33 protein-coding genes are annotated in these 22120 nt (G+C 62.3%); 32 read left to right on the top strand and 1 reads right to left on the bottom strand.

Annotation, left to right across the window (positions count from 1 at the left end):
* The first annotated feature begins 18 nt into the window (after positions 1–18).
* From fusA to dsbD, 32 genes are all read left to right on the top strand, one after another.
* Positions 19–2127, top strand: a complete 2109-nt coding sequence (gene fusA, locus EV147_RS21080) for an elongation factor G (protein ID WP_130393154.1) — start codon at positions 19–21, stop codon at positions 2125–2127.
* 78 nt (positions 2128–2205) lie between these two features.
* The gene (gene tuf / locus EV147_RS21075; RefSeq protein ID WP_130393153.1) at positions 2206–3396 is read left to right on the top strand and encodes an elongation factor Tu; all 1191 of its coding nucleotides are present in this window, start codon (positions 2206–2208) and stop codon (positions 3394–3396) included.
* Positions 3397–3475: 79 nt separating this feature from the next.
* A complete protein-coding gene (rpsJ, locus tag EV147_RS21070; protein ID WP_006160488.1) occupies positions 3476–3784 on the top strand; it encodes a 30S ribosomal protein S10 in 309 nt (102 codons plus the stop codon).
* Positions 3785–4104: 320 nt separating this feature from the next.
* Positions 4105–4749: a 50S ribosomal protein L3 gene (gene rplC / locus EV147_RS21065; RefSeq protein WP_066731279.1), complete on the top strand. Its 645-nt coding sequence runs from the start codon at positions 4105–4107 to the stop codon at positions 4747–4749.
* Positions 4750–4761: 12 nt separating this feature from the next.
* Positions 4762–5382 (top strand): 50S ribosomal protein L4, encoded by a 621-nt coding sequence (gene rplD / locus EV147_RS21060; protein WP_130393152.1) that lies wholly within the window; start codon positions 4762–4764, stop codon positions 5380–5382.
* Positions 5379–5693, top strand: coding sequence for a 50S ribosomal protein L23 (gene rplW / locus EV147_RS21055; RefSeq protein ID WP_061956557.1), 315 nt, complete (start codon positions 5379–5381; stop codon positions 5691–5693). Before rplD ends, rplW begins: the two co-directional genes overlap by 4 nt.
* A 2-nt stretch (positions 5694–5695) precedes the next feature.
* Complete coding sequence (gene rplB / locus EV147_RS21050) at positions 5696–6526, top strand: 50S ribosomal protein L2 (protein ID WP_130393151.1); 831 nt, start codon at positions 5696–5698, stop codon at positions 6524–6526.
* A gap of 22 nt (positions 6527–6548) precedes the next feature.
* Positions 6549–6824, top strand: a complete 276-nt coding sequence (gene rpsS / locus EV147_RS21045; RefSeq protein WP_130393150.1) for a 30S ribosomal protein S19 — start codon at positions 6549–6551, stop codon at positions 6822–6824.
* Between the two features lie 6 nt (positions 6825–6830).
* Positions 6831–7163: a 50S ribosomal protein L22 gene (gene rplV / locus EV147_RS21040; RefSeq protein ID WP_198680317.1), complete on the top strand. Its 333-nt coding sequence runs from the start codon at positions 6831–6833 to the stop codon at positions 7161–7163.
* Between the two features lie 9 nt (positions 7164–7172).
* Entirely contained in the window at positions 7173–7970 is a 798-nt protein-coding gene (gene rpsC, locus EV147_RS21035) for a 30S ribosomal protein S3 (RefSeq protein ID WP_092602196.1), read from the top strand.
* A 2-nt stretch (positions 7971–7972) separates the two neighbouring features.
* Complete coding sequence (rplP, locus tag EV147_RS21030; RefSeq protein WP_006576240.1) at positions 7973–8389, top strand: 50S ribosomal protein L16; 417 nt, start codon at positions 7973–7975, stop codon at positions 8387–8389.
* 10 nt (positions 8390–8399) lie between these two features.
* On the top strand, positions 8400–8594 hold the full coding sequence (rpmC, locus tag EV147_RS21025) for a 50S ribosomal protein L29 (protein WP_039007569.1): 195 nt from the start codon (positions 8400–8402) through the stop codon (positions 8592–8594).
* Positions 8591–8869, top strand: a complete 279-nt coding sequence (gene rpsQ, locus EV147_RS21020) for a 30S ribosomal protein S17 (protein WP_008642939.1) — start codon at positions 8591–8593, stop codon at positions 8867–8869. Before rpmC ends, rpsQ begins: the two co-directional genes overlap by 4 nt.
* A 272-nt stretch (positions 8870–9141) precedes the next feature.
* A complete protein-coding gene (rplN, locus tag EV147_RS21015; protein WP_006576237.1) occupies positions 9142–9510 on the top strand; it encodes a 50S ribosomal protein L14 in 369 nt (122 codons plus the stop codon).
* Between the two features lie 9 nt (positions 9511–9519).
* Positions 9520–9828, top strand: coding sequence for a 50S ribosomal protein L24 (gene rplX / locus EV147_RS21010; protein ID WP_066731247.1), 309 nt, complete (start codon positions 9520–9522; stop codon positions 9826–9828).
* Positions 9829–9853: 25 nt separating this feature from the next.
* Positions 9854–10396, top strand: a complete 543-nt coding sequence (gene rplE / locus EV147_RS21005) for a 50S ribosomal protein L5 (protein ID WP_008642941.1) — start codon at positions 9854–9856, stop codon at positions 10394–10396.
* A gap of 9 nt (positions 10397–10405) precedes the next feature.
* Complete coding sequence (rpsN, locus tag EV147_RS21000; protein WP_008642942.1) at positions 10406–10711, top strand: 30S ribosomal protein S14; 306 nt, start codon at positions 10406–10408, stop codon at positions 10709–10711.
* 27 nt (positions 10712–10738) lie between these two features.
* The gene (gene rpsH / locus EV147_RS20995; protein WP_130393148.1) at positions 10739–11134 is read left to right on the top strand and encodes a 30S ribosomal protein S8; all 396 of its coding nucleotides are present in this window, start codon (positions 10739–10741) and stop codon (positions 11132–11134) included.
* Positions 11135–11143: 9 nt separating this feature from the next.
* On the top strand, positions 11144–11677 hold the full coding sequence (rplF, locus tag EV147_RS20990) for a 50S ribosomal protein L6 (protein WP_130393147.1): 534 nt from the start codon (positions 11144–11146) through the stop codon (positions 11675–11677).
* A gap of 11 nt (positions 11678–11688) precedes the next feature.
* The gene (gene rplR, locus EV147_RS20985; protein WP_061956591.1) at positions 11689–12045 is read left to right on the top strand and encodes a 50S ribosomal protein L18; all 357 of its coding nucleotides are present in this window, start codon (positions 11689–11691) and stop codon (positions 12043–12045) included.
* A 19-nt stretch (positions 12046–12064) separates the two neighbouring features.
* Positions 12065–12583, top strand: coding sequence for a 30S ribosomal protein S5 (gene rpsE, locus EV147_RS20980; RefSeq protein ID WP_006160449.1), 519 nt, complete (start codon positions 12065–12067; stop codon positions 12581–12583).
* Positions 12584–12593: 10 nt separating this feature from the next.
* Positions 12594–12776 (top strand): 50S ribosomal protein L30, encoded by a 183-nt coding sequence (rpmD, locus tag EV147_RS20975; protein WP_008642953.1) that lies wholly within the window; start codon positions 12594–12596, stop codon positions 12774–12776.
* A gap of 19 nt (positions 12777–12795) precedes the next feature.
* Complete coding sequence (gene rplO, locus EV147_RS20970) at positions 12796–13230, top strand: 50S ribosomal protein L15 (RefSeq protein WP_130393146.1); 435 nt, start codon at positions 12796–12798, stop codon at positions 13228–13230.
* 49 nt (positions 13231–13279) lie between these two features.
* Positions 13280–14623, top strand: coding sequence for a preprotein translocase subunit SecY (gene secY / locus EV147_RS20965; protein WP_130393145.1), 1344 nt, complete (start codon positions 13280–13282; stop codon positions 14621–14623).
* A gap of 153 nt (positions 14624–14776) precedes the next feature.
* Entirely contained in the window at positions 14777–14893 is a 117-nt protein-coding gene (rpmJ, locus tag EV147_RS20960; RefSeq protein WP_008642959.1) for a 50S ribosomal protein L36, read from the top strand.
* Between the two features lie 19 nt (positions 14894–14912).
* The gene (gene rpsM, locus EV147_RS20955; protein ID WP_010812377.1) at positions 14913–15278 is read left to right on the top strand and encodes a 30S ribosomal protein S13; all 366 of its coding nucleotides are present in this window, start codon (positions 14913–14915) and stop codon (positions 15276–15278) included.
* 24 nt (positions 15279–15302) lie between these two features.
* Positions 15303–15704: a 30S ribosomal protein S11 gene (gene rpsK / locus EV147_RS20950; protein WP_130393144.1), complete on the top strand. Its 402-nt coding sequence runs from the start codon at positions 15303–15305 to the stop codon at positions 15702–15704.
* A 281-nt stretch (positions 15705–15985) separates the two neighbouring features.
* The gene (gene rpsD / locus EV147_RS20945) at positions 15986–16609 is read left to right on the top strand and encodes a 30S ribosomal protein S4 (RefSeq protein WP_130393143.1); all 624 of its coding nucleotides are present in this window, start codon (positions 15986–15988) and stop codon (positions 16607–16609) included.
* A 175-nt stretch (positions 16610–16784) separates the two neighbouring features.
* Positions 16785–17765: a DNA-directed RNA polymerase subunit alpha gene (locus EV147_RS20940; protein ID WP_066731234.1), complete on the top strand. Its 981-nt coding sequence runs from the start codon at positions 16785–16787 to the stop codon at positions 17763–17765.
* Positions 17766–17924: 159 nt separating this feature from the next.
* Positions 17925–18320 carry a 50S ribosomal protein L17 gene (gene rplQ / locus EV147_RS20935; RefSeq protein ID WP_130393142.1) on the top strand — a complete coding sequence of 132 codons (396 nt, stop codon included), beginning with the start codon at positions 17925–17927 and terminating at the stop codon, positions 18318–18320.
* A 133-nt stretch (positions 18321–18453) separates the two neighbouring features.
* Entirely contained in the window at positions 18454–18852 is a 399-nt protein-coding gene (gene cutA, locus EV147_RS20930) for a divalent-cation tolerance protein CutA (protein WP_130393141.1), read from the top strand.
* Positions 18853–18936: 84 nt separating this feature from the next.
* Entirely contained in the window at positions 18937–20847 is a 1911-nt protein-coding gene (gene dsbD / locus EV147_RS20925; protein ID WP_235844885.1) for a protein-disulfide reductase DsbD, read from the top strand.
* A 19-nt stretch (positions 20848–20866) separates the two neighbouring features.
* On the opposite strand, the gene EV147_RS20920 is transcribed toward dsbD, so the two are convergent.
* The gene (locus EV147_RS20920) at positions 20867–22120 is read right to left on the bottom strand and encodes a magnesium transporter CorA family protein (protein WP_130393140.1); all 1254 of its coding nucleotides are present in this window, start codon (positions 22118–22120) and stop codon (positions 20867–20869) included.

The following is a 22120-nucleotide window of genomic DNA, read 5'->3' as shown; positions in this document are numbered from 1 at the left end:
ACAAAATAGAGGATTAAAGTGGCTCGTAAGACTCCCATTGAGCGCTACCGCAATATCGGTATTTCGGCTCACATTGACGCGGGTAAAACCACCACGACCGAGCGTATCCTGTTCTACACCGGTGTGAACCACAAGATCGGTGAAGTGCACGACGGCGCTGCCACGATGGACTGGATGGAGCAGGAACAGGAGCGTGGCATCACGATCACCTCCGCTGCGACCACCGCCTTCTGGAAGGGCATGGGCGGCAACTATCCCGAGCACCGCTTCAACATCATCGACACCCCGGGCCACGTGGACTTCACCATCGAGGTGGAGCGTTCCATGCGCGTGCTGGATGGCGCCTGCATGGTCTACTGCGCAGTGGGTGGCGTGCAGCCCCAGTCGGAAACCGTCTGGCGCCAGGCCAACAAGTACCGCGTGCCGCGTCTGGCGTTCGTCAACAAGATGGACCGTACCGGCGCGAACTTCTTCAAGGTCTACGACCAGCTGAAGACCCGCCTGAAGGCCAACCCGGTGCCCGTGGTGGTGCCGATTGGCGCCGAAGACGGCTTCCAGGGCGTGGTCGACCTGCTGGAAATGAAGGCCATCGTCTGGGACGAAGCCAGCCAGGGCGTGAAGTTCGAGTACCAGGACATCCCGGCCGAACTGCAAGCCACCGCTGAAGAATGGCGCGAGAAGATGGTCGAGTCCGCCGCCGAAGCCAGCGAAGAGCTGATGGAAAAGTACCTGGGCGGCGAAGAGCTGACCCGCGCCGAGATCGTCAAGGCGCTGCGTGACCGTACCATCGCCTGCGAAATCCAGCCGATGCTGTGCGGCACCGCGTTCAAGAACAAGGGTGTGCAGCGCATGCTGGACGCCGTGATCGACTTCCTGCCGTCGCCGGTGGACATCCCCCCGGTCACGGGTACGGACGAGCGCGACGACGAGAAGAAGCTCGAGCGCAAGGCCGACGACAACGAGAAGTTCTCGGCGCTGGCATTCAAGATCATGACCGACCCGTTCGTCGGCCAGCTGATCTTCTTCCGCGTGTACTCGGGCAAGATCAATTCGGGCGACACCGTGTACAACCCGGTGAAGCAGAAGAAGGAGCGTCTGGGCCGTATTCTGCAGATGCACGCCAACCAGCGCGAGGAGATCAAGGAAGTGCTGGCCGGCGACATCGCCGCCGCGGTGGGCCTGAAGGACGCCACCACGGGCGATACGCTGTGCGATCCGGCTTCGCCGATCGTGCTCGAGCGCATGGTGTTCCCGGAGCCGGTGATCTCGCAGGCAGTGGAGCCGAAGACCAAGGCCGACCAGGAAAAGATGGGCATCGCCCTGAACCGCCTGGCCGCCGAAGATCCGTCGTTCCGTGTGCGTACCGATGAAGAATCGGGCCAGACCATCATTTCGGGCATGGGCGAGCTCCACCTCGAAATTCTGGTCGACCGCATGAAGCGCGAATTCGGCGTGGAAGCGAACATCGGCGCGCCGCAGGTTGCCTACCGCGAAACCATCCGCAAGAAGGCCGAGGACGTCGAAGGCAAGTTCGTCAAGCAGTCGGGCGGCCGCGGCCAGTACGGTCACGCCGTGATCACGCTGGAACCGCAGGAGCCGGGCAAGGGCTTCGAGTTCATCGACGCCATCAAGGGCGGTGTGATTCCTCGCGAATACATCCCGGCAGTGGAGAAGGGTATCGTCGACACGCTGCCGTCCGGTATTCTGGCTGGCTTCCCGGTGGTGGACGTGAAGGTCACGCTGACGTTCGGTTCGTACCACGATGTGGACTCGAACGAAAACGCGTTCCGCATGGCCGGTTCGATGGCTTTCAAGGAAGCCATGCGCAAGGCCAGCCCGGTCCTGCTCGAGCCGATGATGGCCGTGGAAGTGGAAACGCCGGAAGACTACACGGGTACCGTGATGGGCGACCTGTCGTCCCGCCGCGGCATCGTGCAGGGCATGGACGACATGGTGGGCGGCGGCAAGATCATCAAGGCCGAAGTCCCGCTGTCGGAAATGTTCGGATACTCCACGTCGCTGCGCTCGGCCACGCAAGGCCGCGCCACGTACACGATGGAGTTCAAGCACTACTCCGAAGCACCGAAGAACATCGCCGAAGCCGTCATGACGGCCAAGGGCAAGTAATAAAGCTTTGCCGCCATGCGTACCCCGCGTGGCGGCTTAATGAATCGAATCACACTGTATTCCATCAGGAGCTGAAACATGGCAAAGGAAAAGTTCGAGCGGACCAAGCCGCACGTGAACGTAGGTACGATTGGTCACGTTGACCATGGCAAGACGACGCTGACGGCAGCAATCGCCACGGTGCTGGCTGCGAAGTTCGGCGGCGCGGCCAAGAAGTACGACGAGATCGACGCAGCGCCGGAAGAGAAGGCACGCGGCATCACGATCAACACCGCGCACGTGGAATACGAGACGGCCAACCGCCACTACGCCCACGTTGACTGCCCGGGCCACGCTGACTATGTGAAGAACATGATCACGGGCGCCGCACAGATGGACGGCGCGATCCTGGTGTGCTCGGCCGCTGACGGCCCGATGCCGCAGACGCGCGAGCACATCCTGCTGGCCCGCCAGGTTGGCGTGCCGTACATCATCGTGTTCCTGAACAAGTGCGACATGGTGGACGACGCCGAGCTGCTCGAGCTGGTGGAAATGGAAGTGCGCGAGCTGCTCTCGAAGTACGACTTCCCGGGCGACGACACGCCGATCGTGAAGGGTTCGGCCAAGCTGGCGCTGGAAGGCGACAAGGGCGACCTGGGCGAAGGCGCGATCATGGCCCTGGCCGACGCACTGGACACGTACATCCCGACGCCGGAGCGCGCCGTTGACGGTACGTTCCTGATGCCGGTGGAAGACGTGTTCTCGATCTCGGGCCGCGGCACCGTGGTGACGGGTCGTATCGAGCGCGGCGTGGTGAAGGTCGGCGAGGAAATCGAAATCGTGGGTATCCGCCCGACGGTGAAGACGACCTGCACGGGCGTGGAAATGTTCCGCAAGCTGCTGGACCAGGGCCAGGCTGGTGACAACGTTGGCCTGCTGCTGCGCGGCACGAAGCGTGAAGACGTGGAACGTGGCCAAGTCCTGTGCAAGCCGGGCTCGATCAAGCCGCACACGCACTTCACGGGCGAGGTGTACATTCTGTCGAAGGACGAAGGTGGCCGTCACACGCCGTTCTTCAACAACTACCGCCCGCAGTTCTATTTCCGTACGACCGACGTGACCGGCTCGATCGAGCTGCCGCAGGACAAGGAAATGGTCATGCCGGGTGACAACGTGTCGATCACCGTCAAGCTGATCGCCCCGATCGCCATGGAAGAAGGCCTGCGCTTCGCTATCCGCGAAGGTGGTCGTACTGTCGGCGCCGGCGTTGTGGCAAAGATCCTCGACTAAGCAACCTTCCTGGGACATGCCCGCGGGCATGTCCCGTATAATCCGGGCGCTTCGCCCATCGCTCTTTTAAGGAACAATCATGCAGAACCAGAAGATCCGTATCCGCCTGAAGGCTTTCGACTATCGCCTGATCGACCAGTCGGCAGCCGAAATCGTGGATACCGCCAAGCGTACCGGTGCGATCGTCAAGGGCCCGGTGCCCCTGCCGACCCGTATCCAGCGCTTCGACATCCTGCGTTCGCCGCACGTCAACAAGACCAGCCGCGATCAGTTCGAGATCCGCACCCACCAGCGCCTGATGGACATCGTCGATCCGACGGACAAGACCGTCGACGCGCTGATGAAGCTGGACCTGCCGGCAGGCGTGGACGTCGAGATCAAGGTCTGACCCATGTTTCGGGCCGCATAGCCGGCCTGATGCAGCAAGACGGCGAACGCGAGTTCGCCGTTTTTGTTTTCAAACGACGGCATCGGCATGCAAAGTGCCGTATCGGGCGCCGATCCGCCCGGATTGACCCACGGCAGGCGCGGAAAAGCGCGACACTGCTTGCCCTTTCCCCGTTGCTGTGGTATGTTGTAAGGCTACCCATTAATCCGGGTAGTGGGGACCATTTTGGTCACGCGCAATCCTTTTCGCGCAACCCGCACTCACACAGTTTTCGTGTATCAATCAGCCCCGGCCAATCGCAGCTGGGAATGGAGCAAACCATGAGCCTTGGCCTTGTAGGTCGCAAGGTTGGCATGACCCGTATTTTCACGGACGACGGTGATTCGATTCCCGTTACCGTGGTCGAGGTCGGCGACAACCGCGTGACGCAAATCAAGACGGACGAGACCGACGGTTACACCGCCGTTCAAGTCACTTTTGGCAGCCGACGCGCGAGCCGCGTTACCAAGCCGCTGGCGGGTCACCTCGCCAAAGCCGGTGTGGAAGCTGGCGAAATCATCAAAGAATTCCGTATCGATGCAGCCAAGGCTGCCGAGCTGCAAGCTGGCGGCTCGCTGTCTGTCGACCTGTTCCAGGTTGGCCAGAAGATCGACGTGCAGGGCGTGACGATCGGTAAGGGCTACGCCGGTACCATCAAGCGCTACCACTTCGCATCGGGTCGTGCCACCCACGGTAACTCGCGTTCGCACAACGTGCCGGGTTCCATCGGTATGGCGCAGGATCCGGGCCGCGTGTTCCCGGGCAAGCGCATGACGGGTCACCTCGGTGATGTCACCCGTACCGTGCAAAACCTCGAGATCGCCAAGATCGACGCAGAGCGCAAGCTGCTGCTGGTCAAGGGCGCCATCCCCGGTTCCAAGGGCGGCAAGGTCATCGTGACCCCGGCCGTCAAGGCCAAAGCTTAAGGAGCGCATGTAATGGAACTCAAGCTCCTCCAGGACAACGGTCAGATCGGCGCCGGCGTTACCGCCTCGCCCGAAGTGTTCGGCCGTGACTACAACGAAGCCCTGGTTCACCAGATCGTCGTTGCCTATCAGGCCAATGCTCGCAGCGGTAACCGCAAGCAGAAGGACCGTGAAGAGGTCAAGCACACGACCAAGAAGCCGTGGCGCCAGAAGGGTACGGGCCGTGCTCGTGCCGGTATGTCGTCCTCGCCTCTGTGGCGTGGCGGTGGCCGTATCTTCCCGAATTCGCCGGAAGAAAACTTCAGCCAGAAGGTCAACAAGAAGATGTTCCGTGCCGGTATGCGCTCGATTTATTCGCAGCTCGCACGTGAAGGTCGTATCAACGTGGTGGACGGTTTCGCTGTCGACGCACCCAAGACCAAGCTGCTGGCCGACAAGTTCAAGGCCATGGGCCTGGACTCGGTGCTGATCATTACCGACAGCCTCGACGAAAACCTCTACCTGGCTTCGCGCAACCTGCCGAACGTGGCAGTCGTGGAGCCGCGTCACGCTGATCCGCTGTCGCTGGTGCACTACAAGAAGGTGCTCGTGACGAAGGCAGCTGTCGCGCAGATCGAGGAGTTGCTGAAATGACGCAAGTAGCCAAGAACGATCATCGTTTGATGCAGGTGCTGCTCGCGCCGGTGGTTTCCGAAAAGGCAACCCTGGTCGCCGACAAGAACGAACAGGTTGTGTTCGAAGTGGCTCGCGATGCCAACAAGGCAGAAGTGAAGGCCGCCGTCGAACTGCTGTTCAAGGTCGAGGTGCAGTCCGTTCAGATCCTGAACCAGAAGGGCAAGCAGAAGCGCTTCGGCCGTTTCATGGGCCGTCGCAACCACGTCAAGAAGGCATACGTGGCACTGAAGCCGGGTCAGGAAATCAATTTTGAAGCGGAGGCCAAGTAATCATGGCACTCGTCAAGACCAAGCCGACATCCCCGGGCCGTCGCTCGATGGTGAAGGTCGTTAACCGCGACCTGCACAAGGGTGCCCCGCACGCTCCGCTGCTGGAAAAGCAATTCCAGAAGTCGGGCCGTAACAACAATGGTCATATCACCACCCGCCACAAGGGCGGTGGTCATAAGCACCACTACCGCGTGGTCGACTTCAAGCGCAACGACAAGGACGGCATCGCCGCCAAGGTCGAGCGCCTGGAATACGATCCGAACCGCAGCGCCAACATCGCGCTGGTGCTGTTCGCCGACGGCGAGCGCCGCTACATCATCGCCACGAAGGGCATGGTGGCCGGCCAGCCGCTGATGAACGGCTCGGAAGCGCCGATCAAGTCGGGTAACAACCTGCCGATCCGCAACATCCCGGTGGGCACCACGATCAACAACGTGGAAATGCTGCCTGGCAAGGGTGCGCAGATCGCGCGCGCTGCCGGCGGTTCCGCCGTGCTGATGGCTCGTGAAGGCCTGTACGCCCAGGTTCGCCTGCGCTCCGGTGAAGTGCGTCGCGTGCACATCGAGTGCCGCGCCACCATCGGTGAAGTGGGCAACGAAGAGCACAGCCTGCGCGTGATCGGCAAGGCCGGTGCAACGCGCTGGCGCGGTATTCGCCCGACCGTTCGCGGCGTGGTGATGAACCCGGTGGACCACCCGCACGGTGGTGGTGAAGGCAAGACTGCTGCTGGTCGTGATCCGGTTTCGCCGTGGGGTACCCCGGCCAAGGGTTACCGCACCCGCAGCAACAAGCGCACGGACAGCATGATCGTCCAGCGCCGCCACAAGCGCTAATCGGTAGGTAGGAGCTAAAGATATGACTCGTTCCGCAAAAAAGGGTCCGTTCTGCGACGACCACCTGCTGAAGAAGGTGGAAACGGCGGTGAGCGGCAAGGACAAGAAGCCCATCAAGACTTGGTCGCGTCGTTCGACCATTCTGCCGGACTTCATCGGCCTGACGATCGCTGTGCACAACGGCCGTCAACACGTGCCGGTGTACGTGACGGAAAACATGGTTGGCCACAAGCTCGGCGAATTTGCGATGACTCGCACGTTCAAGGGCCACGCGGCTGACAAGAAAGCGAAGAGGTAAGGTGCCATCATGGAAGTGAAAGCGATTCATCGCGGTGCCCGCATCTCCGCCCAGAAAACGCGTCTGGTTGCTGACCAGATCCGCGGTCTGCCGATTGAGCGTGCTCTGAACATCCTGGCCTTCAGCCCGAAGAAGGCTGCCGGGATCGTGAAGAAGGTGGTCGAATCGGCCATCGCCAACGCCGAGCACAACGAAGGCGCCGACATCGACGAGCTGAAGGTCACTTCGATCTACGTCGACAAGGCAACCTCGCTCAAGCGCTTCACCGCGCGTGCGAAGGGCCGCGGCAACCGCATCGAGAAACAAACCTGTCACATCACTGTGACGCTCGGCAACTAAGGAGTCACGATGGGACAGAAGATTCATCCGACTGGCTTCCGTCTGGCCGTCAGCCGTAACTGGGCTTCGCGTTGGTACGCCAACAACACGAAGTTCGCCGGCATGCTGAAGGAAGACATCGAAGTTCGGGACTTCCTGAAGAAGAAGCTGAAGAACGCATCGGTTGGCCGCGTGGTCATCGAGCGTCCGGCCCGTAACGCACGCATCACCATTTACAGCTCGCGTCCGGGCGTGGTGATCGGCAAGAAGGGTGAGGACATCGAACTGCTCAAGGCCGAGCTGCAACGCCGCATGGGTGTGCCCGTGCACGTGAACATCGAGGAAATCCGCAAGCCGGAAACCGATGCGCAGCTGATCGCCGATTCGATCACGCAGCAGCTCGAGCGCCGCATCATGTTCCGTCGCGCCATGAAGCGCGCGATGCAGAACGCCATGCGTCTGGGTGCCCAGGGCATCAAGATCATGAGCTCGGGCCGTCTGAACGGTATCGAAATCGCACGTACCGAGTGGTACCGCGAAGGCCGTGTGCCCCTGCACACCCTGCGTGCCGACATCGACTACGGCTTCTCGGAAGCCGAAACCACCTACGGCATCATCGGTGTCAAGGTGTGGGTCTACAAGGGCGATCACCTGGGCCGCAACGACGCGCCTGTGGTGGAAGAGCCGCAAGAAGACCGTCGTCGTCGTCCGGGTCGCCCGGAAGGCCGTCGCCGTGAAGGCGAAGGCCGTCCGTCGGGCAACCGCCGCGGTGGTGCCGGTGCTGGTCGTCGTGCTGCGCCGGGCGCAGACGCGAAGAGTGGAGAATAACAATGCTGCAACCGAAGCGTAGGAAGTATCGCAAGGAGCAGAAGGGCCGCAACACGGGTAAGGCTACCCGTGGCAACGCCGTGTCTTTCGGCGAATTCGGCCTGAAGGCAATGGGCCGTGGCCGCCTGACCGCTCGCCAGATCGAGTCGGCACGTCGTGCGATGACCCGTCACATCAAGCGTGGCGGCCGCATCTGGATCCGGATTTTCCCGGACAAGCCGATTTCGAAGAAGCCTGCCGAAGTCCGTATGGGTAACGGTAAGGGCAACCCGGAATACTACGTGGCTGAAATTCAGCCGGGCAAGATGCTGTACGAAATGGATGGCGTGAGCGAAGAGCTGGCGCGTGAGGCATTCCGCCTCGCCGCCGCCAAGCTGCCGATCGCCACGAATTTCGTGGTGCGTCAGGTCGGTACGTAAGGAGATTGGGATGAAAGCATCCGAACTGCGCGGCAAGGACGCCGCAGGCCTGAACCAGGAGCTCTCCGAGCTGCTGAAGGCTCAATTTAGCCTGCGCATGCAAAAGGCCACCCAACAGCTGCAGAACACCAGCCAGCTGAAGAAGGTGCGCAAGGACATCGCGCGCGTGCAAACCGTGCTGAACGAGAAGGCGAACGCGAAATGACTGAAGCTGCGAAGACTGAAACGTCGCTTCGCCGGACCCTCGTGGGCCGTGTCGTCAGCGACAAGATGGACAAGACCGTGACGGTCCTGATCGAAAACCGCGTCAAGCACCCCCTGTACGGCAAGTACGTGCTGCGTTCGAAGAAGTACCACGCACACGACGAAGCCAACCAGTACAAGGAAGGCGACAAGGTCGAGATCCAGGAAACCCGTCCGCTGTCGCGGACCAAGTCCTGGGTTGTTTCCCGGCTGGTAGAAGCTGCACGCGTCATCTAAGTACAACAGTACTCGGATGACTTGCAAGTCCAGGATTGTGTTGCTATAATCCTGGACTTCCGCTTTATTGCGCTTGCCCTTGCGGTATCAACCGGGTGGGCCTGTGGAGCGAGCCAGCGCCTGGTGTCCTGTAGTAAGGGGTGCCGGCACTACCGACTTCCAAGTTGATCAACCCAAACGGCGCTGGCGCAATGCCTGGCTCCGACGGGACCAAGACTGACCACCGGGCCTCACATCGAGGGGCTGGCGGATTAAGTTGGGAAGATAACACCATGATTCAGACAGAAAGCCGGCTCGAAGTGGCCGATAACACTGGTGCGCGCGAAGTGCTGTGCATCAAGGTACTGGGTGGGTCCAAGCGCCGCTACGCGAGCGTGGGCGACATCATCAAGGTTACCGTGAAGGACGCAGCTCCCCGTGGCCGCGTGAAGAAGGGCGACATCTACAACGCAGTCGTCGTGCGTACCGCCAAGGGCGTGCGCCGCGCTGACGGTTCGCTCGTCAAGTTCGACGGCAATGCTGCTGTCCTGCTGAACAACAAGCTCGAGCCGATCGGCACCCGTATCTTCGGGCCGGTGACTCGTGAACTCCGTACCGAGCGCTTCATGAAGATCGTGTCGCTCGCTCCGGAAGTGCTGTAAGGAGCCGCCATGAACAAGATTCGCAAAGGCGACGAAGTCATCGTGCTGACCGGCAAGGACAAGGGCAAGCGCGGTGCCGTCCAGGCAGTGCAAGGCGACAAGGTCGTGGTCGAAGGCGTGAACGTTGCGAAGAAGCATGCTCGCCCGAACCCGATGCTGGGTACCACCGGTGGCGTGGTCGACAAGCTGATGCCGCTGCATATTTCCAACGTTGCGCTCGTGGATGCCAATGGCAAGCCGTCGCGTGTCGGTATCAAGGTCGAAGACGGCAAGCGTGTGCGCGTGCTGAAGACGACCGGTGCCGTCCTGGCCGCTTGATTCTGGGCACAGATAGGAGTTGAGCATGACAGCACGTCTGCAAGAGTTTTACAAAGAACAGGTTGTGCCGGCGCTGATGAAGCAGTTCGGCTACAAGTCGGTCATGGAAGTGCCGCGTTTCACCAAGATCACCCTGAACATGGGCCTCGGTGAAGCCATCAATGACAAGAAGGTCATTGAGCTGGCTGTTGGCGACCTGACGAAGATCGCTGGCCAGAAGCCCGTCGTGACGAAGGCCAAGAAGGCCATCGCCGGCTTCAAGATCCGCCAGGGCTACCCCATCGGTGCGATGGTGACCCTGCGCGGCGAGCGCATGTTCGAATTCCTGGATCGTTTCGTGACCGTGGCCCTGCCGCGCGTGCGTGACTTCCGTGGTGTGTCGGGCAAGTCCTTCGACGGTCGTGGCAACTACAACATCGGTGTGAAAGAGCAGATCATTTTCCCCGAAATCGAGTACGACAAGATCGACGCACTGCGTGGTCTGAACATCAGCATCACGACGACGGCTAAGAACGACGAGGAAGCCAAGGCTCTCCTGAACGCGTTCAAGTTCCCGTTCCGTAATTAAGGGGTAACCGTGGCTAAACTGGCTCTGATTGAACGTGAGAAGAAGCGCGCAAAGCTCGTGGCGAAGTACGCCGACAAGCGCGCAAACCTCAAGGCCATTATCGACGACCAAGAAAAGTCGGAAGAAGAGCGTTACCTGGCGCGTCTCGAGCTGCAGAAGCTCCCGCGCAACGCCAACCCGACTCGCCAGCGTAACCGCTGCGCGATCACCGGTCGTCCCCGCGGTACCTTCCGCAAGTTTGGCCTGGCGCGTAACAAGATCCGTGAGATCGCCTTCAAGGGCGAAATTCCGGGTCTGACGAAAGCCAGCTGGTAATTACGCACAGGCTACAGGAGAAACAGTATGAGCATGAGCGATCCTATCGCCGATATGCTGACGCGCATCCGCAACGCTCAAGGCGTGCAGAAGGCGTCGGTGGCCATGCCCTCGTCGAAGCTGAAGGTTGCGATCGCCAAGGTCCTGAAGGACGAAGGCTATATCGACGACTACTCGGTGGCGGAAGATGGCGGCAAGGCGCAATTGACCATTGGTCTGAAGTACTACGCTGGCCGTCCGGTCATCGAGCGCATCGAGCGCGTCTCGAAGCCCGGCCTGCGCGTGTACAAGGGCCGCAGCGACATCCCCCAGGTGATGAACGGCCTCGGTGTGGCGATCATCTCGACCCCGCAGGGTCTGATGACCGACCGCAAGGCACGTGCCACCGGCGTGGGCGGTGAAGTTCTCTGCTACGTCGCGTAAGGAGCAAACATGTCCCGTGTAGGTAAGGCTCCCATCGCGCTGCCGAAAGGCGCAGAAGTAAATGTGGCGGCTGGCGTGCTCTCCGTGAAGGGCCCGCTGGGTACGCTGTCCCAGCCGATTCACAGCCTGGTGAAGGTCAACGTTACCGAAGGCAACCTGACGTTCGAGCCGGCCGATGAATCGCGTGAAGCTAACGCCCTGCAAGGCACCATGCGCGCCCTGGCGGCAAACATGGTCAAGGGCGTGACCACCGGTTTCGAGCGCAAGCTGAACCTGGTTGGCGTGGGTTACCGCGCTCAACTGCAAGGCTCCGCGCTGAAGCTCCAGCTTGGTTTCTCGCACGACGTGATCCACGAAATGCCGGAAGGCGTGAAGGCCGAAACGCCCACGCAGACCGAAATCGTGATCAAGGGTGCTGACAAGCAGAAAGTCGGTCAGGTTGCTGCGGAAGTCCGCGCGTACCGTCCGCCCGAGCCCTACAAGGGCAAGGGTGTCCGTTACGCCGACGAGCGCGTCATCCTGAAGGAAACCAAGAAGAAGTAAGGGGTCCAATGATGAACAAGAAAGACGCTCGTTTGCGCCGTGCACGTCAGACCCGCGCCAAGATCGCGGAACTGAAGATCAATCGTCTGACCGTGTTCCGTACGAATTCGCATATTTACGCCCAGGTGTACTCGCCGTGCGGCACGCAAGTGCTGGCATCGGCTTCGACCGCCGAGGCAGAAGTGCGCAAGGAACTGACTGGCAGCGGTGCTACTGTTGCCGCCGCCACCCTGGTGGGCAAGCGCGTTGCCGAGAAGGCAAAGGCCGCTGGCGTGGAAACCGTTGCGTTCGATCGCGGCGGCTTCCGCTTCCATGGTCGCGTGAAGGCCCTGGCTGATGCCGCGCGTGAAGCCGGCCTCAAGTTCTAAGCGCTAAGAGAGATACGTCATGGCAAAGATGCAAGCAAAAGTCCAGCAGGACGAACGCGACGACGGCCTCCGCGAGAAGATGATCTCGGTCAACCGTGTCACCAAGGTGGTGAAGGGTGGCCGTATCCTCGGTTTCGCTGCGCTGACCGTGGTTGGTGACGGCGATGGCCGCATCGGCATGGGCAAGGGCAAGGCCAAGGAAGTTCCGGTGGCCGTGCAGAAGGCAATGGACGAAGCCCGTCGCAAGATGGTCAAGGTCTCGCTGAAGAACGGCACGCTGCAGCACGAAGTCGTTGGCAAGCATGGCGCCGCCAAGGTGCTGATGATGCCCGCCAAGGAAGGTACCGGCGTGATCGCCGGCGGCCCGATGCGCGCGATCTTCGAAGTAATGGGTGTGACGAACGTGGTGACCAAGTCGCACGGTTCGACGAACCCTTACAACATGGTTCGTGCCACCCTCGATGGTCTGCAAAAGATGAGCACGCCGGGCGAAATCGCCGCCAAGCGTGGCAAGTCGGTTGAAGACATCCTCGGCTAAGGTGAACGAAATGTCGCAGAAAACCGTAAAAGTGCAACTCGTGCGCAGCCTCATCGGCACGCGCGAGGATCATCGCGCCACCGTACGTGGCCTGGGCCTGCGTCGCCTGAACTCCGTTTCGGAGCTGCAGGACACGCCCGCCGTGCGCGGCATGATCAACAAGGTCTCGTACCTGGTGAAGGTTCTGGCCTGATCGGGACTCGGAGAGCAACATGCAACTGAACAACCTGAAACCGGCCGACGGTTCGAAGCACGCCAAGCGTCGCGTCGGCCGCGGTATCGGCTCCGGCCTGGGCAAGACTGCCGGTCGCGGTCACAAGGGTCAGAAGTCGCGTTCGGGCGGCTTCCACAAGGTGGGCTTCGAAGGCGGTCAAATGCCGCTGTATCGTCGTCTGCCGAAGCGTGGTTTCACCTCGCTGACCAAGGCCTTCAACGCCGAAGTGACCCTGCGCGACATCGAGCGCCTGGAAGCTGCCGAAGTGGACCTGCTGGTCCTGAAGCAAGCTGGCCTGGTTAGCGACATGGTCAAGAGCGCAAAGGTCATCAAGGCCGGCGAACTGACGCGCAAGGTAACGATCAAGGGTCTGGGTGCCACTGCTGGCGCCAAGGCTGCGATCGAAGCCGCGGGCGGCCAGATCGAAGCGTAATTTACGCAAAGCATTCGCAGCATAGGCGAAGTCACAGTCGGAGCATCGTTTGGCCACGGCGAAACCCAATGCAAGCGCGCAGACCAGGAATACGGCGAAGTACGGCGATCTCAAGCGCCGGCTGATGTTCCTGGTGCTGGCTCTGATCGTCTACCGCATCGGTGCGCATATTCCGGTGCCGGGGATCGATCCGGACCAGCTTGCGAAGCTTTTCCAGAGTCAGTCGGGTGGCATCCTCGGGATGTTCAACCTGTTCTCGGGCGGTGCGCTGTCGCGCTTTACCGTCTTCGCGCTCGGCATCATGCCGTACATCTCGGCGTCGATCATCATGCAGTTGCTGACGATCGTGCTGCCGCAGCTGGAGGCGCTGAAGAAGGAAGGGCAGGCAGGGCAACGCAAGATCACGCAGTACACGCGCTACGGAACCGTGGTTCTGGCCACGTTCCAGGCGTTGTCGATTGCGGTGGCGCTGGAGTCTCAGCCGGGTCTGGTCATCGATCCGGGCCTGATGTTCCGGGCGACGGCGGTGATCACGCTGGTGACCGGCACGATGTTCCTGATGTGGCTGGGTGAGCAGATCACCGAGCGGGGTCTGGGTAACGGCATCTCGATCATCATCTTCGGTGGTATCGCGGCGGGTCTGCCCAACGCGATCGGCGGACTGTTCGAACTGGTCCGCACGGGTTCCATGAGCATCATCGCGGCAATCTTCATCGTCGCGATCGTGATCGGGGTGACCTTCGCCGTGGTGTTCGTCGAGCGGGGCCAGCGCAAGATCCTGGTGAACTATGCCAAGCGTCAGGTCGGCAACAAGGTGTACGGCGGTCAGTCGTCGCACCTGCCGCTGAAGCTGAACATGGCAGGGGTGATTCCGCCGATCTTCGCATCGTCGATCATCCTGTTCCCGGCGACGATTGCGGGCTGGTTCACGTCGGATTCGACAGGTTCGGTTGGGCGGGTCATCAAGGACCTCGCTGCAACGCTGTCGCCCGGCCAGCCGGTCTACATCCTGCTGTACGCGGCTGCGATTGTATTCTTCTGCTTCTTCTATACGGCCCTGGTCTATAACAGCCGGGAAGTGGCAGATAACCTGAAGAAGAGTGGAGCCTTCATTCCGGGCATCCGTCCGGGCGAGCAAACGACGCGCTATATCGACAAGATCCTGGTGCGCCTGACGCTGGCTGGTGCGATTTACATCACACTGGTCTGCCTGTTGCCGGAATTCCTGGTGCTGCGCTGGAACGTTCCGTTCTATTTCGGCGGAACCTCGCTGCTGATCATCGTTGTCGTGACGATGGACTTCATGACCCAGGTTCAGTCCTATGTCATGTCGCAGCAATACGAGTCGCTGCTGAAGAAGGCGAATTTCAAGGGTAACCTGACCCTGCGCTGAACAAGCCGGAGTTGGGCACCAGGTATGGCAAAAGACGACGTCACTGCGTTTTCGGCGTGGTGGCGGTTAGGCTGACTCCATATGATCTGTCACGCGCACCTGCCGTCCACGGACGAAGTGAAGCGAACAGGAATTGAAGGAAGAGGAAAAATCATGAAAGTGCTGGCTTCTGTGAAGCGCATTTGCCGCAACTGCAAAATCATCAAGCGCAACGGTGTCGTGCGCGTGATCTGCTCGTCGGATCCCCGCCACAAGCAACGCCAAGGCTAATCGGAAAGAGGATTGACGAATGGCACGTATCGCAGGGGTTAACATCCCGAACCACAAGCATACCGAAATCGGCCTGACGGCCATTTACGGTGTCGGCCGCTCGCGCGCCCGCAAGATTTGCGAGGCTACCGGTGTACCGTTTGACAAGAAGGTCAAGGATCTGACCGACGCCGACCTGGAAAAGCTTCGCGACGAAGTGGGCAAGGTCACGGTCGAGGGTGACCTGCGTCGTGAAACCACGATGAACATCAAGCGTCTGATGGACCTTGGTTGCTATCGTGGCATGCGTCACCGCAAGGGTCTGCCGATGCGCGGTCAGCGTACCCGCACCAATGCTCGTACTCGCAAGGGTCCGCGCAAGGCCGGCGTGGCACTGAAGAAGTAAAGCCGAAGGCATAGGAAGAATCGAATGGCAAAAGGTCCGAATAACGCCGCCCAGCGCGCGCGTAAGAAGGTCAAGAAGAACGTTGCCGACGGCATTGCGCACGTCCACGCTTCGTTCAACAACACCATCATCACGATCACCGATCGCCAGGGCAACGCTCTGTCGTGGGCAACTGCCGGTGGCCAGGGCTTCAAGGGTTCGCGCAAGTCGACCCCGTTCGCAGCCCAGGTCGCAGCAGAAAACGCCGGTCGCGTGGCGCAAGACCAGGGTATCAAGAACCTGGAAGTGCGCATCAAGGGTCCGGGTCCGGGCCGCGAGTCGGCTGTCCGCGCGCTGAACGCGCTGGGCATCAAGATCGCCATCATCGAAGACGTCACGCCGGTTCCGCACAACGGCTGCCGTCCGCCGAAGCGCCGCCGTATCTAAGCGCCAGGCTTGCCCGGGAAGCCGTCAGGGGTAATTCCCTGACTCCCGGGACTGTGGTAGTATCCCGCGTTGACCTGCTGCAAGCTGCTTGCGGCAGGTTTTCGTTTTGCGTCCGCGCAATGGAGGCCTGGCCTCCGCGAGGGCGATATCGTCATGCTTTTGCGTTGCCTCCGTGCGGCCCAGCCGGCGGATGAAGAACCATAAGCCCACCGTCCGTCACACACAGGTGACGGACTCGCGGCGCGTCCTGATGGCGTCGCGATCGATCAAAGGAAGATAAAGTGGCACGTTATACCGGCCCGAAGGCCAAACTTTCCCGCCGCGAAGGCACAGATCTGTTCCTGAAGAGCGCACGCCGCTCGCTGGCCGACAAGTGCAAGCTGGACAGCAAGCCGGGCCAGCATGGCCGCACGTCGGGCGCCCGTACGTCGGACTACGGCAACCAGCTGCGCGAAAAGCAGAAGGTCAAGCGCATGTACGGCGTGCTGGAGCGTCAATTCCGCCGCTACTTCGCCGAGGCCGACCGCCGCAAGGGCAACACGGGTGAAAACCTGCTGCAACTGCTGGAATCGCGCCTGGACAACGTCGTCTACCGCATGGGCTTCGGCTCGACGCGCGCCGAAGCGCGCCAGCTGGTGTCGCACAAGGCGATCCTGGTGAACGGCCAGACGCTGAACGTGCCGTCGGCACAGATCAAGTCGGGCGACATCGTGTCGATCCGCGAGCAATCGAAGAAGCAGGTCCGTATCGCCGAGGCCCTCTCGCTGGCCGAACAGTCGGGCTTCCCGACCTGGCTGAACGTGGATGCCAAGAAGTTCGAAGGCACGTTCAAGCAAGCTCCGGATCGCGCCGATATCTCGGGCGATATCAACGAAAGCCTGATCGTCGAACTGTATTCGCGTTAATCGCGGACCGGGATTCGGACGGTTCAGCGCTTGCCTTTCGTACAAGGCTTCGCTTCCAGCCCGACGTGCCGTGTGGCGCGTCGGGCTTATTGCCCATCATGCGATGGGTTTTCTCAGGTTCCAAACGTCAGCCTTATCGGTGTAACGAGCCGAGGGTATTGAAAAGGACAACCTAATGCAAACAGCACTCCTCAAACCTAAAATCATCGCCGTCGAACCGCTGGGCGACCACCACGCCAAAGTCGTGATGGAGCCATTCGAGCGCGGTTATGGGCATACGCTCGGTAACGCCCTGCGTCGCGTCCTGCTGTCGTCGATGGTCGGCTATGCCCCGACTGAGGTCACGATCGCTGGGGTGGTCCACGAGTATTCCACCATCGACGGCGTGCAGGAAGACGTCGTCAACCTGCTGCTCAACCTGAAGGGCGTGGTGTTCAAGCTGCACAACCGCGACGAAGTCACGGTGTCGCTGCGCAAGGATGGCGAAGGCGTGGTCACGGCGGCCGATATCGAGCTGCCGCACGACGTCGAGATCATCAACCCGGGCCACGTGATCGCTCACCTGTCGGCCGGCGGCAAGCTGGACATGCAGATCAAGGTCGAGCAAGGCCGTGGCTACGTGCCGGGCAACGTGCGCAAGTTTGGCGACGAGAGCGGCAAGGTCATCGGCCGCATCGTGCTGGACGCCTCGTTCTCGCCGGTGCGCCGCGTGTCGTACGCCGTGGAATCGGCTCGTGTCGAGCAGCGTACCGACCTGGACAAGCTCGTGATGAACATCGAAACCGACGGCGTGATCTCGCCCGAGGAAGCGATTCGCCAGTCGGCCCGTATCCTGGTTGACCAGCTGTCGGTGTTCGCCGCGCTGGAAGGCACGGAATCGGCTGCCGAGGCCGCGTCGAGCCGCGCACCGCAGATCGATCCGATCCTGCTGCGCCCGGTGGACGACCTCGAGCTGACGGTGCGTTCGGCCAACTGCCTGAAGGCCGAAAACATCTACTACATCGGCGACCTGATCCAGCGTACCGAGAACGAACTGCTCAAGACCCCGAACCTGGGTCGCAAGTCGCTCAACGAGATCAAGGAAGTCCTGGCATCGCGTGGCCTGACCCTCGGCATGAAGCTCGAGAACTGGCCGCCCGCAGGCCTGGAGAAGTAATTGACGGTGCGGAGCGGCTGCGAGGCGGCTCCGCATGTCAGCGCGTTCCGGGCGATGCCGCCCGGGACATCGAAGCACTACCGGCCCGCGCCGTGGCTGCCAGGGGTATGCAGCGGCGATAGAAGAGCTGGTCAAACACTGTAATCGAAAGGAATCATCATGCGTCACCGTCATGGTTTGCGGAAACTGAACCGCACCTCGTCGCACCGTCTCGCGATGCTGCGCAACATGTCCAACTCGCTGTTCCAGCACGAGCTGATCAAGACCACCCTGCCCAAGGCCAAGGAACTGCGCAAGGTTGTCGAGCCGCTCATCACGCTGGCCAAGAAGGACACCGTTGCCAACCGTCGTCTGGCATTCGCCCGTCTGCGCGACCGCGACATGGTCACCAAGCTGTTCAACGAACTGGGCCCGCGTTACAACGCTCGTCCGGGCGGCTACACGCGTATCCTGAAGTTCGGCTTCCGTCAGGGCGACAACGCGCCGATGGCGCTGGTCGAGCTGGTGGATCGTCCGGAAATCACCGAAGCCCCGGCTGAAGAAGCCGCGGAATAAGTGATGGCCGATGCCTGTCGACGCTGACGGGCATCCGGACACCGCACTACAATCGAGCCAGGCAGATGCCTGGCTCTTTTGTTTTCTACGGCTCCCCGTGCTTTGACGGGCCCCGGCTTGGATGTCATCAGTCATGGAAGAATCAGAATCCGCTCATGGTGCCTTGCAGGCAGACCGGTCAGAATCGGTCTGGATGGCGATGACGAATTTGCCCGACGAGGCCTCGGCGGCGCGAGTCGCCCGTGCCGTGCTGGAGGCGCGCGTTGCGGCGTGCGTGAACCGGCTCGCGCCTTGCCAGTCGGAGTATTGGTGGCAGGGGAAGCCGGAGCAGGCGATGGAGTATCCGCTGCTGATAAAGACCACTGCGGGCCAATATGGGGCGCTGGAAGCCGTCATCCGGGCCACGCATCCATACGATGTGCCGGAGGTGGTGGCATGGCCGCTGGTGGCCGGGCTGCCGGCCTACCTGGACTGGGTTCGCACGGAAACAACGGGCGCGAAGGCGACGCCCGTGGAAGATCGACCGGAATGAAAGATGGGAATGTCGGGTAACTGCATCGGGGTGGCGAACGCAAGGCCGGATGGGCTGGCCGGGGCGTTTTTCGGACGGCACGGCATGCGTCATATCGCCGCATGGATGCTGCTGGCCGTGGTCGCGCTGCTGACCGTCCTGGCATGCGGCAGTGCTTGCGCCGCTAGCGAGGATGACTTCCTGCCGCCCGAGAAGGCATTCCGCTTCTCGGCCACCCAGATAGACCCGAAGACGATCGAAGTCCGCTTCGATGTGGCGAACGGCTACTACCTGTACCGGGAACGCTTCGCGTTCGCGGCCCAGCCGCAGGATGTGAAGCTGGGTGCCGCCGCCCTGCCACCGGGGAAGGTGCATTTCGACGAGACGTTCGGCAAGGACATGGAGACCTACCGCGGCGCGGTGGTGATCCGCGTGCCGGTGGAGCAGGCGCCGGCGGATGGGGCGTGGAGCCTCGTGGTGACGTCGCAGGGCTGTGCGGACAAGGGCCTGTGCTATCCGCCGATGGAGAGCGTGTACAAGGTGGGTGGATCGGTGCTTGGCAAGCTGTTCGGCGAGCGTGGGGCCGCCCGGCAATCCACGCCGGGTACGCCGGACACGCCGCAGGCCGCTGTGGCCGCGCTGGCCCCGCCGGCCCAGGCGGACGCGGCTCCGGCGGCCACGCGCAGCCTGCCCGCCGACGATGGCGACCGGATCGCCGGGGCGCTCGCCACGCGTAACCTTGCGCTGATCGCCGGCTTGTTTTTCGGGTTGGGATTGCTGCTGACGTTCACGCCGTGCGTCTTGCCGATGGTGCCGATCCTGTCGTCGATCGTGGTGGGTGAGCACGTCACGCGCGGCCGGGCGTTCGTGGTGTCCCTGGCCTACGTGCTTGGCATGGCCGTGGTCTATACGGCCGTTGGCGTCGCGGCGGGGCTGGCTGGGGAAGGGTTGTCGGCTGCGCTCCAGACCCCGTGGGTGCTCGGCGCCTTTGCGCTGCTGATGGTGGCGCTGTCGCTGTCGATGTTCGGGCTGTACGAGCTGCAATTGCCGCAGCGCTGGCAGTCGGGGCTTGCGGCCAGTTCGAACCGGCGCCCGGGCGGCCAGGTGGCCGGTGCCGTGGCGATGGGTGCGATCTCCGCGCTGATCGTCGGGCCCTGCGTGACGGCGCCGCTGGCGGGGGCGCTGGCCTATATCGCGCAGACAGGCGATGCCGTGACCGGCGGTGCGGCGTTGCTGGCGATGGCGCTCGGCATGGGCGTGCCGCTGATCCTGGTGGGCGTGGGCGCAGGCAACCTGCTGCCGCGCGCCGGCAAGTGGATGGAAGCCACCAAGCGCTTCTTCGGATTTCTTCTGCTGGGCGTGGCGATCTGGATGGTGACGCCGGTGCTCCCGTCGTGGATCGTGATGCTGGCGTGGGCGGCGTTGCTGATCGTGGCGGCCGTCTATCTGGGCGCCTTCGACTCGCTTGGCCCCGATGCGCGCGGACTGCTGCGGCTGGGCAAGGGCCTGGGCCTGGTGGCGGCGCTGGCCGGCGCGATCCAGGTCGTGGGCGTGGCCTCGGGTGGACGCGATCCGCTGCAGCCGCTGTCGCACTTCGGCGGCTTGTCCCGCGTGACCGGAGGTCAGGCGGCGCGGGGCGAGGTGCACTTTGAACGGGTCCGCAGCGTGGCCGAACTCAATGCACGCGTGGCACAGGCAGCGGCGGCTGGGCGGCCGGTACTGCTCGATTTCTACGCGGACTGGTGCGTGAGTTGCAAGGAAATGGAGAAGCTGACGTTTCCCGATCCGAAGGTCCGCGCGCGACTGGCCAATGTGGTGCTGCTGCAGGCCGATGTCACGGCAAACAATGCCGACGACAAGGCGCTGCTGAAGCGTTTCGGCCTGTTCGGCCCGCCGGGGATCATCCTGTTTGGCGCCGATGGCCGGGAACGCCCGGTACGCGTGATCGGCTACCAGTCGGCCAACCGATTCCTGGACAGCCTCGAACGGGCCCTCGGCAAGGCGTCGCAGACCTGACGCCCCGCCGGCCGCTCGCCTAGCGGTCGAGCCAGCGGCCGAGCCCCCAGATCCCGCCGATGGTGGCGACCACGCCGCCCATCAGGCCGATCGTCCACCAGAAGCCGTTGGTTTCCTGCAGCCACGGCATGCGCGTGAAGTTCATCCCGAACACACCGGTGATCAGCGTCAGCGGCATGAACAGCGCCGTGATGACGGTCAGCGCGCGCATGGTGCGGTTGGTGCGGTGCGCCACCGCCGAAAAGTGAATCTGCACCGCCGATTCAATGGAATCCTCAAGCCGCCGGGCGTGGGCCAGCACCCGCAGGATGTGCTCCATCAGGTCGGTCAGGCGCACGAGCAGGACTTCGTCGCGGCTGGCGGCGGCCGGGTTGTCGCCTTCCTCGGTGCTGTAGCGGTTGTCGAGCAGGCTGTCGCGGAATTCCTGCAGCGCGTCGCGCTGCTCCTCACTGAGATGTTCGAGCCGGCGCAATTGGATGCGCGCGTCGAGCAGCCCTTCCCAACTCGAAAAGCTGCGTCGTGTGCTGAGCAGCGCGCGCTGCCAGCGGTCGAGCTGGCGCGTGAGCGGGGCGCGCAGGTCAAGGTAGCGGTCGACCATCGCATTGAGCAACCGCAGCATCAGGTCCTCGGGCCGCGTAGGCGGGCGCACGCCGTGCATCAGCGAGCCCACCGAGCCATTGGCGCGCGGTGCTGCCGCGCGTGGCGCGCCGCAGGTATCGAGCAGCCGCTGCCGGACCTGGTCGACCGTGCGCGACGGTGACGGCCGCACCGTGACCAGTACCGAGTCGAAGACGAAGAACGTCACCGGCTGGGTGTCGATGCGCGCCAGCGCCGGCAGGAAACCTGGTGCGTACTTGCGCGAGGCCTTGCGCGGCCCGGGTACCGGTGCCGCCAGTGGCGGCGCGCCCGGGGCGGGCATGGGTGGCGCAGCCTGCGCCGCCGCGTCTCCGGCATGCTCCGCCTCTTCCTCCGCGAACTGCTTGCTCGTTTCAAACGTGAGCTTGCGGAAGATCACCATGTCGTAGGCATTGGTCGTGTCGAAGAACGACGGATGCGCGGCGTTGGTGGCGTCGGAGAGATGCAGGTCGAGGATCGGCGCGCCCGTCAGTGCCACCAGGCTGTCGCGCCAGGCGGCCGGCGCGGCGGTAACCTCGTCGGTGGCGAAGTCCGCCCAGACGAACCGGGCGGCGGCATTGCCCGCGAGGAAGTCGCGCGCCGCGTCCAGCGTGGTCAGCGGATGAACCTGGCTGGCCGAGAAGCCGAGTAGTTGCAT

It is taken from the genome of Cupriavidus agavae (assembly GCF_004217045.1).
In the GTDB taxonomy this organism is placed as follows: domain Bacteria; phylum Pseudomonadota; class Gammaproteobacteria; order Burkholderiales; family Burkholderiaceae; genus Cupriavidus; species Cupriavidus agavae.
This window is presented reverse-complemented; position numbering and strand designations above follow the sequence as displayed.

Bases quoted from the DNA above. Each gene is read 5' to 3' on its own strand.
- rpsM (WP_010812377.1), top strand. From the start codon at position 14,913: ATGGCACGTATCGCAGGGGTTAACATCCCGAACCACAAGCATACCGAA.
- rplD (WP_130393152.1), top strand. From the start codon at position 4,762: ATGGAACTCAAGCTCCTCCAGGACAACGGTCAGATCGGCGCCGGCGTT.
- rplE (WP_008642941.1), top strand. From the start codon at position 9,854: ATGACAGCACGTCTGCAAGAGTTTTACAAAGAACAGGTTGTGCCGGCG.
- rplQ (WP_130393142.1), top strand. From the start codon at position 17,925: ATGCGTCACCGTCATGGTTTGCGGAAACTGAACCGCACCTCGTCGCAC.
- rplN (WP_006576237.1), top strand. From the start codon at position 9,142: ATGATTCAGACAGAAAGCCGGCTCGAAGTGGCCGATAACACTGGTGCG.
- rplF (WP_130393147.1), top strand. From the start codon at position 11,144: ATGTCCCGTGTAGGTAAGGCTCCCATCGCGCTGCCGAAAGGCGCAGAA.
- rplP (WP_006576240.1), top strand. From the start codon at position 7,973: ATGCTGCAACCGAAGCGTAGGAAGTATCGCAAGGAGCAGAAGGGCCGC.
- rpsJ (WP_006160488.1), top strand. From the start codon at position 3,476: ATGCAGAACCAGAAGATCCGTATCCGCCTGAAGGCTTTCGACTATCGC.
- rpsS (WP_130393150.1), top strand. From the start codon at position 6,549: ATGACTCGTTCCGCAAAAAAGGGTCCGTTCTGCGACGACCACCTGCTG.
- rpmJ (WP_008642959.1), top strand. From the start codon at position 14,777: ATGAAAGTGCTGGCTTCTGTGAAGCGCATTTGCCGCAACTGCAAAATC.
- rplB (WP_130393151.1), top strand. From the start codon at position 5,696: ATGGCACTCGTCAAGACCAAGCCGACATCCCCGGGCCGTCGCTCGATG.
- rpmD (WP_008642953.1), top strand. From the start codon at position 12,594: ATGTCGCAGAAAACCGTAAAAGTGCAACTCGTGCGCAGCCTCATCGGC.
- rpsQ (WP_008642939.1), top strand. From the start codon at position 8,591: ATGACTGAAGCTGCGAAGACTGAAACGTCGCTTCGCCGGACCCTCGTG.
- rplR (WP_061956591.1), top strand. From the start codon at position 11,689: ATGAACAAGAAAGACGCTCGTTTGCGCCGTGCACGTCAGACCCGCGCC.
- rplW (WP_061956557.1), top strand. From the start codon at position 5,379: ATGACGCAAGTAGCCAAGAACGATCATCGTTTGATGCAGGTGCTGCTC.
- EV147_RS20920 (WP_130393140.1), bottom strand. From the start codon at position 22,120: ATGCAACTACTCGGCTTCTCGGCCAGCCAGGTTCATCCGCTGACCACG.
- rpmC (WP_039007569.1), top strand. From the start codon at position 8,400: ATGAAAGCATCCGAACTGCGCGGCAAGGACGCCGCAGGCCTGAACCAG.
- cutA (WP_130393141.1), top strand. From the start codon at position 18,454: ATGGAAGAATCAGAATCCGCTCATGGTGCCTTGCAGGCAGACCGGTCA.
- rplC (WP_066731279.1), top strand. From the start codon at position 4,105: ATGAGCCTTGGCCTTGTAGGTCGCAAGGTTGGCATGACCCGTATTTTC.
- rpsE (WP_006160449.1), top strand. From the start codon at position 12,065: ATGGCAAAGATGCAAGCAAAAGTCCAGCAGGACGAACGCGACGACGGC.
- dsbD (WP_235844885.1), top strand. From the start codon at position 18,937: ATGCGTCATATCGCCGCATGGATGCTGCTGGCCGTGGTCGCGCTGCTG.
- rpsC (WP_092602196.1), top strand. From the start codon at position 7,173: ATGGGACAGAAGATTCATCCGACTGGCTTCCGTCTGGCCGTCAGCCGT.
- EV147_RS20940 (WP_066731234.1), top strand. From the start codon at position 16,785: ATGCAAACAGCACTCCTCAAACCTAAAATCATCGCCGTCGAACCGCTG.
- tuf (WP_130393153.1), top strand. From the start codon at position 2,206: ATGGCAAAGGAAAAGTTCGAGCGGACCAAGCCGCACGTGAACGTAGGT.
- rpsH (WP_130393148.1), top strand. From the start codon at position 10,739: ATGAGCATGAGCGATCCTATCGCCGATATGCTGACGCGCATCCGCAAC.
- rplX (WP_066731247.1), top strand. From the start codon at position 9,520: ATGAACAAGATTCGCAAAGGCGACGAAGTCATCGTGCTGACCGGCAAG.
- rplO (WP_130393146.1), top strand. From the start codon at position 12,796: ATGCAACTGAACAACCTGAAACCGGCCGACGGTTCGAAGCACGCCAAG.
- rpsK (WP_130393144.1), top strand. From the start codon at position 15,303: ATGGCAAAAGGTCCGAATAACGCCGCCCAGCGCGCGCGTAAGAAGGTC.